Source organism: Streptomyces sp. DvalAA-14, assembly GCF_900091855.1.
Lineage (GTDB): Bacteria > Actinomycetota > Actinomycetes > Streptomycetales > Streptomycetaceae > Actinacidiphila.
Genome location: NZ_FMCH01000200.1, coordinates 1 through 8,043, shown reverse-complemented (window position 1 = coordinate 8,043; position 8,043 = coordinate 1). Strand labels below are relative to the sequence as shown.

Genomic DNA, 8,043 nt, shown 5'->3' with positions numbered 1-8,043 from the left:
GGGCTCAGCCCAGCGCCTGCTTGAGGTCGGCCAGCAGGTCGTCGACCGCCTCGATGCCGACCGACAGGCGTACCAGGTCGGCCGGCACCTCCAGCGCCGAACCGGCCACCGAGGCGTGCGTCATCCGGCCCGGGTGCTCGATCAGCGACTCCACACCGCCCAGCGACTCGCCCAGGGTGAACAGCCGCGCCCGGTCGCACACCGCGACCGCCGCCTGCTCACCGCCCTCGACCTGGAAGGACACCATGCCGCCGAACGCCTTCATCTGCTTGGCCGCGACCTCGTGGCCGGCGTGCTCGGGCAGCCCCGGGTAGTAGACCTGCGTGACCCTGGGGTGCGCGACGAGCATGCGGGCGATCCGCTCGGCGTTCGAGCAGTGCCGGTCCATCCGCACCGCGAGCGTCTTGATGCCGCGCGAGACCAGCCACGCGTCGAAGGGGCCGGCCACCGCGCCCATCGCGTTCTGGTGGTAGGCCAGTTGCTCGCCCAGGTCCGCGTCGGCCGTCACCAGCGCGCCGCCCACCACGTCCGAGTGGCCGCCCATGTACTTGGTGGTGGAGTGCACCACGACGTCGGCGCCGAGCGCGAGCGGCTGCTGGAGGTAGGGGCTGGCGAAGGTGTTGTCGACCACCAGCCGGGCGCTCGCCTGCCGGGCCACGCCGGCCAGCGCGGTGATGTCGCTGACGCCGAGCAGCGGGTTGGACGGGGTCTCCACCCAGATCAGCTTGGTCTCCGGCCGCATGGCGTCCCGGACCGCCTGCGGATCGGAGGTGTCGGCGACCGACCAGCGCACGCCCCAGCGCTCCACCACCTTGGCGAACAGCCGGAAGGTGCCGCCGTAGGCGTCGTTGGGGATCACCACGTGGTCGCCGGGCGCGAGCATCGCCCGCAGCAGGCAGTCCTCGGCGGCGAGCCCGGAGGCGAAGGCCAGCCCGCGCCGGCCGCCCTCCAGCGCGGCGAGATTGCGCTCCAGGGCGGTCCGGGTGGGATTGGCGGACCGGCTGTACTCGTAGCCGCCGCGCAGGCCGCCCACACCGTCCTGCTTGTAGGTCGACACCTGGTAGATCGGCGTCACGACAGCGCCGGTCCCCGCGTCGGCCGGCTGACCGGCGTGGATCGCGAGGGTCTCGAAGTGCTCGCTGTCGTGGTGCCCGCTGTGCAGATCGCTCATGCGCAGAGCGTAGCCGGACCAGGCGGTGACCCGGCGCGTCGCCACCGTCCCGCGCCCGGTGCGTGCCCGCAGAGCTCTCCCCTAGGCTGCGCGCATGGTAGGGACCGCAGGCATCAGCAGCAGCGCCGGGACCGCGCCGTCGGCGTGGGCGCCGTTTCGGGCCAAGAGCTTCCGCATGCTGTGGATCGCGCAGCTCAGTTCCAACGTCGGCACCTGGATGCAGACCGTCGGCGCCCAGTGGATGTTGGTCCATCAGCCGAATGCCACCGCGCTGACCTCGGCGGTGCAGGCCGCGTCCCTGCTGCCGGTGCTGTTCTTGTCGCTGCCCGCGGGTGTCCTCGCCGACGTGCTGGACCGGCGCAGTCTGCTGATCACCCTTTCCGGGGTGATGGCCGCCCTGTGCGCGGCGCTCAGCGCGCTGACGGCCGCCGGGCTGACCACGCCGGCCGTGCTGATCGCGCTGACCTTCGTGGTCGGCTGCGGGCAGGCGCTGATGGGCCCGGGATGGCAGGCGATCCAGCCGGAGCTGGTGCCGCGCGCGCAGATCCCGGCCGCCGCCGCGCTGGGCAGCCTCAATGTGAACCTCGCCCGCGCGGTGGGGCCCGCGATCGCCGGCCTGATCGTGGCGGCCACCGGGCCCGAGGTCGTCTTCGGCATCAATGCCGCGTCCTTCCTGGGTGTCGTGGCCGCCCTCCTGCTGTGGCGGCGGCCCGGGCAGCGGGCGTCCACCCCGGAGCGGCTGCGCCCCGCCCTGGCGTCCGGCACCCGGTACGTCCGCAACGCGCCCGGTGTACGGCGGCTGCTGCTGCGATCGGCGCTGTTCGTCGTGCCCGCCTCGGCGCTCTGGGGCCTGCTGCCGGTGGTGTCCTCGGCCCGCCTGGGCCTCGGCTCCAGCGGCTACGGACTGCTGCTCGGCGCCCTGGGTCTGGGGGCGATAGCCGGCGCGGTCACCATCAAACGGGTACGGACCCGGCTGGACCGCAACGCGCTGCTCGCGGTGAGCACGGTGGCCTTCGCGCTGGGCACGGTCGCCTGCGCGACGCTGCGGGAGCCGGTCGTGGTCGGTGTCGCCCTGGTGGTGGCGGGCGTCGGCTGGCTCTACGCGCTGTCGACGCTGAACACCACCTTGCAGCTGGCCCTGCCGGGCTGGGTGCGGGCCCGGGGCCTCGCGCTGTACCTGATGGTCTTCCTGGGCGGGCAGGGCGTGGGAACGCTGCTGTGGGGACTGCTGGCGGGCGCGGCCGGCACCAGGGCCACCCTGCTGGTCTCGACCGGGCTGCTGCTGGCCGCGGCGGCGACCTTGCGTGCCTGGCCCCTGCACGAGCGGACCGGGACCCTGGACCGCGACATCGTCGCCCCCTGGCCGGAACCCGCCCTCGACCTGGATCCGGCCGCTGCGGACGGACCGGTCCTGGTGGAGGTCACCTACCAGGTGCCGGAGTCCGACGTGCCCGCCTTCCAGGAGGCGATGGCCTCGGTGGCGGCCTCCCGGCGCCGGACCGGCGCGACCGCCTGGTCCCTGTACCGCGACGTGGCCGGCGGCTCCTGGGTCGAGGTCTTCCAGGTGGCCTCCTGGGGGGAGCACCTGCGACAGCACGGCGAACGCCTCACCGGCTACGACGCCGACCTCCTGACCCGCGCCCGCACGCTGACCCGGGCGGAACCCACCGTCCGCCATCTCGTGCCGCCGCCGCGGGACGAGGGCTGAGCCGAAATCCGTGCCCGGTGGACGCGAAAGGGCGGCGGGACCTTTGAGGTCCCGCCGCCCTTTTCTGTCGGCTCGCTATCGGCTCGCTATCGGCGATCGGTCGCGTTCACGGCCGATCAGTACGCCGAATTCACGTTGTCCATCGAGCCGTACCGGTCGGCGGCGTAGTTGCACGCCGCGGTGATGTTGGCGACCGGGTTGTAGATGTTCCACGACGTGCCGGCCACGTGGTACCGGTTGAACGTCGGGTTGATCACCTGGAGCAGGCCCTTGGACGGAATTCCGTTCTTGGCGTTGATGTCCCACAGGTTGATCGCGTTCGGGTTACCGCTCGACTCACGGATGATGTTGCGGTGAATACCGCTGTAGCTGGCCGGTATCCCCTTGGCGTGCAGGATGTCCAGCGACTGCCGGATCCAGCCGTCCAGGTCGTTCGGGTAGGTCTTCACGGCCGGCCGGGGCGCGGCGTGGACCTTCTTGACGTGGACGGGCACCGCGTGCGACGTGGCCTTCGCGGCCGGCTTGGCCTTGGCGGCCGGCTTGGCCGGGGTGTGCTTGGCCGGGGTGTGCTTGGCCGTCGCGTCCGCCACCTCGGCGGCGTGGATGGTGCTCTGCGATGCCATGCCGGACCGCGCGTCGAGAGTGCTGACGTGCTGGCCGGCGGAGACCGAGAACCCGGTCGGGGCACTCGCCGCGCTCGCCGAACCCGCGCCCGCGGTCGCTTCCAGTCCGGTGACTGACAGCACGAGGGCGGTGGCGGCGAGTGCGCCGGCCGTCGTCATCTTCTGCTTCTTCGACAGCCGGTTGAACGTGGAGGACATGGGGAGCTTGTTCGGGATCGTGGGGAGCTGCATACGAGACTTACCTCTTCCGTTGGCGACTCGTGAATTCTTAGTCGTTTCGAATTCACCGGTCAAAGACCCCCGCTACGAAGGTGATTCGTAGCGGGATACGGAAGGGCAGTCGAATAGTCCGCGCATCACGCTGTACGGTGGGGGCGGCACATACTAAGCGGCTCGGTATGTGACGCACGTCCTATGGATGGAATCACAAGGGGGCCGCACGGCTGTCGCTTTATGTCACAGCGGATATGCGAGGTGTCGTAGCTTTTCCCGGGGCTGCCGGCGGCGGTTTTCCGGGCGCGTGAAAGGCAGGACGCCGCCCCCGGGACGGCTCGCGCGGGCGGCGGGAGACGGAAACGCGGTTGACCGGGGCCGGGCGGCCCGGGTTGCATCGGTGGCCGGCTACGGCTCGGGGAGGCGCCGATGGGCGGCGGGAAGATGCACGCCGATGAGGTCGACACCGACGAGGAGCTGGTGCGGCGGCTGCTCGCGGCGCAGTTTCCGCGCTGGGCGGGGCTTCCGGTCGAGCCGGTGGCGTCGGCCGGCACGGTCAACGCGGTGTACCGGCTCGGTGACGCGATGGCGGTGCGGCTGCCGCGCATCCCCGGCGGCGTGAAGGATGTGGCGGCGGAGGCGCGCTGGCTGCCGCGGCTGGCCCCGCTGCTGCCGGCGCCGATTCCGGCGCCGCTGGCGCAGGGGCGCCCGGGCGAGGGTTATCCGTGGCCGTGGTCGGTCCACTCCTGGCTGCCCGGTCGGACCCCGGGTCCCGGCGGCCTCGGCGCCGCGTTCGCACGGGATCTGGCCGGATTTGTCGCCGCCCTGCAGCGGATCGGGCCGATGGACGGCCCGCCCGCCTATCGGACCGGTCCGCTGACCGCGCGGGACGCCGAGACGCGCGCGGCGATCGCGACGCTGCGGGGGGTCGTGGACGAAGGGGCGGCCACCGCCGTGTGGGAGACGGCGCTGCGGGCGCCGCGGTGGGCGGGCGCCCCGGTGTGGGTGCACGCCGACCTCTCCCCCGGCAACGTCCTGGTCCGCGGCGGGCGGCTGTCGGCGGTGATCGACTTCGGCTGCGTGGGCCGGAGTGAGCCCGCGGTCGACCTGATCGCGACCTGGAGTCTGCTGACCGCCGGCGCCCGGGAGGTCTTCCGGGGCGCACTCGGCGTCGATGGGGCGAGTTGGCTGCGGGGGCGGGGCTGGGCGCTGTCCATCGCGCTCAGCGAACTGGCGTATTACCGGTTCACCCATCCCGTGATGGCGACGACCGCGCGGCACGTGGTCGCGGAGATCCTGGCCGACCACCGCTCCGGGTCGCAACGCCCGGCGGACACGGGAGGCGCGGCGGATACGGCGGGCGCGGATCACCCGTGACGCCGACGGCCGCCCGGGCGGAAGGCCCGGACGGCCGGCGCTACTTCGCGGACCCGGCCTACGGTCGGCCGGAAAGCTGCTCGGTCACCACTGGGCGGGGGCCGGCGGGGCCACCACCGGCGGGCGGTCGTCGCAGGTGATGGTGTTGGGCAGCTCCCACGGGGCCAGCCAGGGGCCGGTGGTGCCGCCGCCGGTGTTTCCGCCGAGGTCGGTGACGGCGAACTCGGAGCCGGCCGGGGTGAAGTTGAACGAGCCGCAGTTGTTGATGCCGACGGCACCGACATTGCGGGCGACCACGTTCTGGAAGGTGGCGCCGCCGGCCACCCGGGCGCTGAGCACCGAGGTGCCCGTGCCGTCGACCTTGATGTCCTTGAAGTGGACGTTGGTGATGGAGTAGAGGTCCTTCACCGGGAAGTCGGAGACGAGCATGATCGCGTTGTAGGTGTTGTCCAGGAAGCTGTCCCCGGTCACCTGGATGTTCGCGTCGATGTTCTTCTCCAGCGCGTAGAACCAGATCGCGCCGAGCCCGATGTTCCAGTTGAGTTCGTAGGTGCCGGCCCGCACCGTGGTGTTGTCGGTGATGGCGAGGTTGCCGGTGAACGCCTCGGAGCCGAAGCGGGAGCCGACCTGGATGGCACTGCCCTCGCGGATCGGGTCCGCGATGAGGTTGGCCGAGACGGTGTTGTCGGTGCCGCCGTAGACCGCCACGCCGTTGGCGAGCACGGGGGTCTGCACGGTGTTGTGGTCGATCGTGTCGTTGGCGTCCTCGGTCTTCTCCGACCACAGGGCGATGGCGTCATCACCGGTGTTGCGGATGAAGTTGTCGGCGATGGTCGAGTTCGTCACGCCGGTGTGGAAGTTGATGCCGTCGGCGATCTGGTCCGCGATCTGGTTGCCGGTGATCTTCAGACCGGTCATCGGACCGTCGAACCACATGCCGACCTTGGTGTGCTGGATGTACAGGCCCTCGATGGTCGAGTTGCTCAGCGAGCCGCCGATGCCGTTGACCTGGTCGGTGTCGATGCGCTCGCGCACGTCGCCCTGGATCGCGAAATCGGACAGGTGGACGTTGGAACTGCCGCCCGCCGACGCGTCCTTGCCGTAGAAGCCGACTCCGGTGTGCACCGAGCCGTCGGGCGCCGGGGTGCTGAGGTCGACCTGGTGGCCCTTGATGACGGTGTACCAGTTGCCGGCGCCCTCGATCGTCACGTTGTCGACGATGATGTGGCGGTTGACCTGGTAGGTGCCCGGCGGGATGTAGACCTTGAGGTGGCTGCGCTGCGCGAAGGCGATGGCCTTGTCGATGGCGCCGGCCGAGTCGCGGCGGCCGGTCGGGTCGGCGCCGAACAGCAGCACGTTGGCGGCGAGCAGGTCCACCTTCGGCGGCGCGACCTGCTGGGAGTCGAGCAGGTCGATGGTGGTGGGGGCGGCGCCGGCCGGCGCGGTCAGCCGGATCTTGTCGCCGGCCTTGTACGTACGGCCGAGCAGCAGGCGCTGCTCGTCGTAGAAGTGGTTGGGGCGGAAGGGCTTGGCGAAGACGGGCGTCGGTGTGGTGTCCTGCGGGACGCAGGCGCACTCGGTGACCCAGTAGTCGGGGTGCAGGATGTCGGCGTTGGGGTCGTTCGAGAACGGGTAGAGGTTGTAGAGCCAGGCGTACTGCGAGGTCAGCGTCATCGACTTCTTGCCGCCGCCGTTGACCGTGACGTCGAGCGGGGAGGTGATGCCGCCGCCGGTGGGCGCGTCCGGGATGCTGTAGCGGACGGTGATCGCGTTGGTGGTGGCCGGCAGGGTGAACTCGACGTACTGGCCCGGCTGGAGGGTGACGGCGCTGCGGCCGGACGCCTCGGCGGGCAGGGTGTACGCGTCGCGGCCCGGGCCGATGACGGTGCCGGTGGTCTTGGCGTGCTCCGCTTCCTGCTCGGCGAAGCCGACACTGGCGCCCTTGCCGGCGACGAGCGACGGGTCGAGGGCGGCGCGGGTCGCGGCGGGCTGCGCGGCGCTCGCGCCGGCCGCGCCGCGGGTACCGACGCCGGCGAAGGCGGTGCCGCCGGCCAGCAGGCTGAAGCCCGCGGCGGTCGCAGTCAGCGAGGCGACCACCATGGCGGCTCTTCGCCGGGGCCGGCCGGACCGATTCGCCGCAGCACCTGTGATGCTCCGTGACATCGAAAGCTCGTTTCTGTCGGGTCTGACGCCATCAGGGTGAGGTGACATTAGGGCCCGGCTGTCCCGTTCCACAAGGTTGCTGCGAAATGATTTCGCAACTTTGGGCTCAACCTACGCCCATACGTTTACTTCTTGCGTTGCGCCGACGATTCGTTGCGGCACTCGCGCCTCACGCGCCCCGGGCGTCGGCGGGCACCGCCGGCTGTCGTCCGCACGCTCCGCGGTCAGGAGGCGGGCGGGCCGGTGGGCGTCCACAGGCAGAAAGGGTGGCCGGCCGGGTCGAGCAGGACGCAGACGTCCGCCTGCGGCTGGACGTCCGGCACGGTCGCGCCCAGGGCGAGGGCGTGGGCGACGGAGGCGGGCAGGATCGGGGGTCTCGATGTCGAGATGCAGCATCATCTGCTGGTCGCCCGGACCGGCCGGCCAGGTGGGGCGGACATACCCGGGCTCGGCCTGGAAGGCCAGGCCGGGACCGCCGGCGGGCGGATTGAGCTTGACCCAGTCCGGCTCGGTGCTGGTGACCGTCCAGTCGAGCAGCCGCCGGTAGAAGTCGGCGAGCGCGTGCGGATCCGGGGCGTCGAGGACGGTACCGGTCAGGCTCAGCGGCGGAGCGGGCCGGGGTGCGGGCCGCCCGGATGCGGGAGTCGTCATGCCCGGGTACCTACCCGGCCCGGCGCCGGGATGCGCCCATCGGGGCAGGGCACGCGCGGGAGGCGGCGTTCAACAGGGCGGGCAACCGGACGCGGGTCACCGGGCGACCGGCCGCGCGGTGGCCGCGGCCGGTGACG

At 71.8% G+C, this 8,043-nt stretch carries 6 protein-coding genes and 1 pseudogene; 2 read left to right on the top strand and 5 right to left on the bottom strand.

From position 1 onward, the window contains the following. Positions 1-4: 4 nt before the first annotated feature. Positions 5-1,171, bottom strand: a complete 1,167-nt coding sequence (locus GA0115240_RS10150) for a cystathionine gamma-synthase (RefSeq protein WP_093736338.1) — start codon at positions 1,169-1,171, stop codon at positions 5-7. 94 nt (positions 1,172-1,265) lie between these two features. Between GA0115240_RS10150 and GA0115240_RS10145 the strand changes: the two genes are divergently transcribed. After that, complete coding sequence (locus GA0115240_RS10145; protein ID WP_093736336.1) at positions 1,266-2,879, top strand: MFS transporter; 1,614 nt, start codon at positions 1,266-1,268, stop codon at positions 2,877-2,879. Between the two features lie 116 nt (positions 2,880-2,995). Here GA0115240_RS10145 and GA0115240_RS10140 read toward each other — a convergent pair whose 3' ends face one another. After that, entirely contained in the window at positions 2,996-3,733 is a 738-nt protein-coding gene (locus tag GA0115240_RS10140) for a transglycosylase SLT domain-containing protein (RefSeq protein ID WP_237554763.1), read from the bottom strand. Positions 3,734-4,144: 411 nt separating this feature from the next. Here GA0115240_RS10140 and GA0115240_RS10135 point away from each other — a divergent pair, with 411 nt between their 5' ends. Then, complete coding sequence (locus GA0115240_RS10135; RefSeq protein ID WP_093736335.1) at positions 4,145-5,092, top strand: aminoglycoside phosphotransferase family protein; 948 nt, start codon at positions 4,145-4,147, stop codon at positions 5,090-5,092. Between the two features lie 84 nt (positions 5,093-5,176). Here GA0115240_RS10135 and GA0115240_RS10130 read toward each other — a convergent pair whose 3' ends face one another. From GA0115240_RS10130 to GA0115240_RS39175, 3 genes and pseudogenes are all read right to left on the bottom strand, one after another. Further along, positions 5,177-7,255 carry a glycosyl hydrolase family 28-related protein gene (locus GA0115240_RS10130; RefSeq protein WP_093736334.1) on the bottom strand — a complete coding sequence of 693 codons (2,079 nt, stop codon included), beginning with the start codon at positions 7,253-7,255 and terminating at the stop codon, positions 5,177-5,179. Positions 7,256-7,479: 224 nt separating this feature from the next. Continuing rightward, positions 7,480-7,578 (bottom strand): hypothetical protein, encoded by a 99-nt coding sequence (locus GA0115240_RS39180; RefSeq protein WP_370673313.1) that lies wholly within the window; start codon positions 7,576-7,578, stop codon positions 7,480-7,482. A 103-nt stretch (positions 7,579-7,681) separates the two neighbouring features. Continuing rightward, positions 7,682-7,906, bottom strand: a pseudogene (locus tag GA0115240_RS39175) (VOC family protein); the annotation flags it as partial. Positions 7,907-8,043: the final 137 nt, after the last annotated feature.

Bases quoted from the DNA above. Each gene is read 5' to 3' on its own strand.
- GA0115240_RS10150 (WP_093736338.1), bottom strand. From the start codon at position 1,171: ATGAGCGATCTGCACAGCGGGCACCACGACAGCGAGCACTTCGAGACC.
- GA0115240_RS10145 (WP_093736336.1), top strand. From the start codon at position 1,266: ATGGTAGGGACCGCAGGCATCAGCAGCAGCGCCGGGACCGCGCCGTCG.
- GA0115240_RS10140 (WP_237554763.1), bottom strand. From the start codon at position 3,733: ATGCAGCTCCCCACGATCCCGAACAAGCTCCCCATGTCCTCCACGTTC.
- GA0115240_RS10135 (WP_093736335.1), top strand. From the start codon at position 4,145: ATGGGCGGCGGGAAGATGCACGCCGATGAGGTCGACACCGACGAGGAG.
- GA0115240_RS10130 (WP_093736334.1), bottom strand. From the start codon at position 7,255: ATGTCACGGAGCATCACAGGTGCTGCGGCGAATCGGTCCGGCCGGCCC.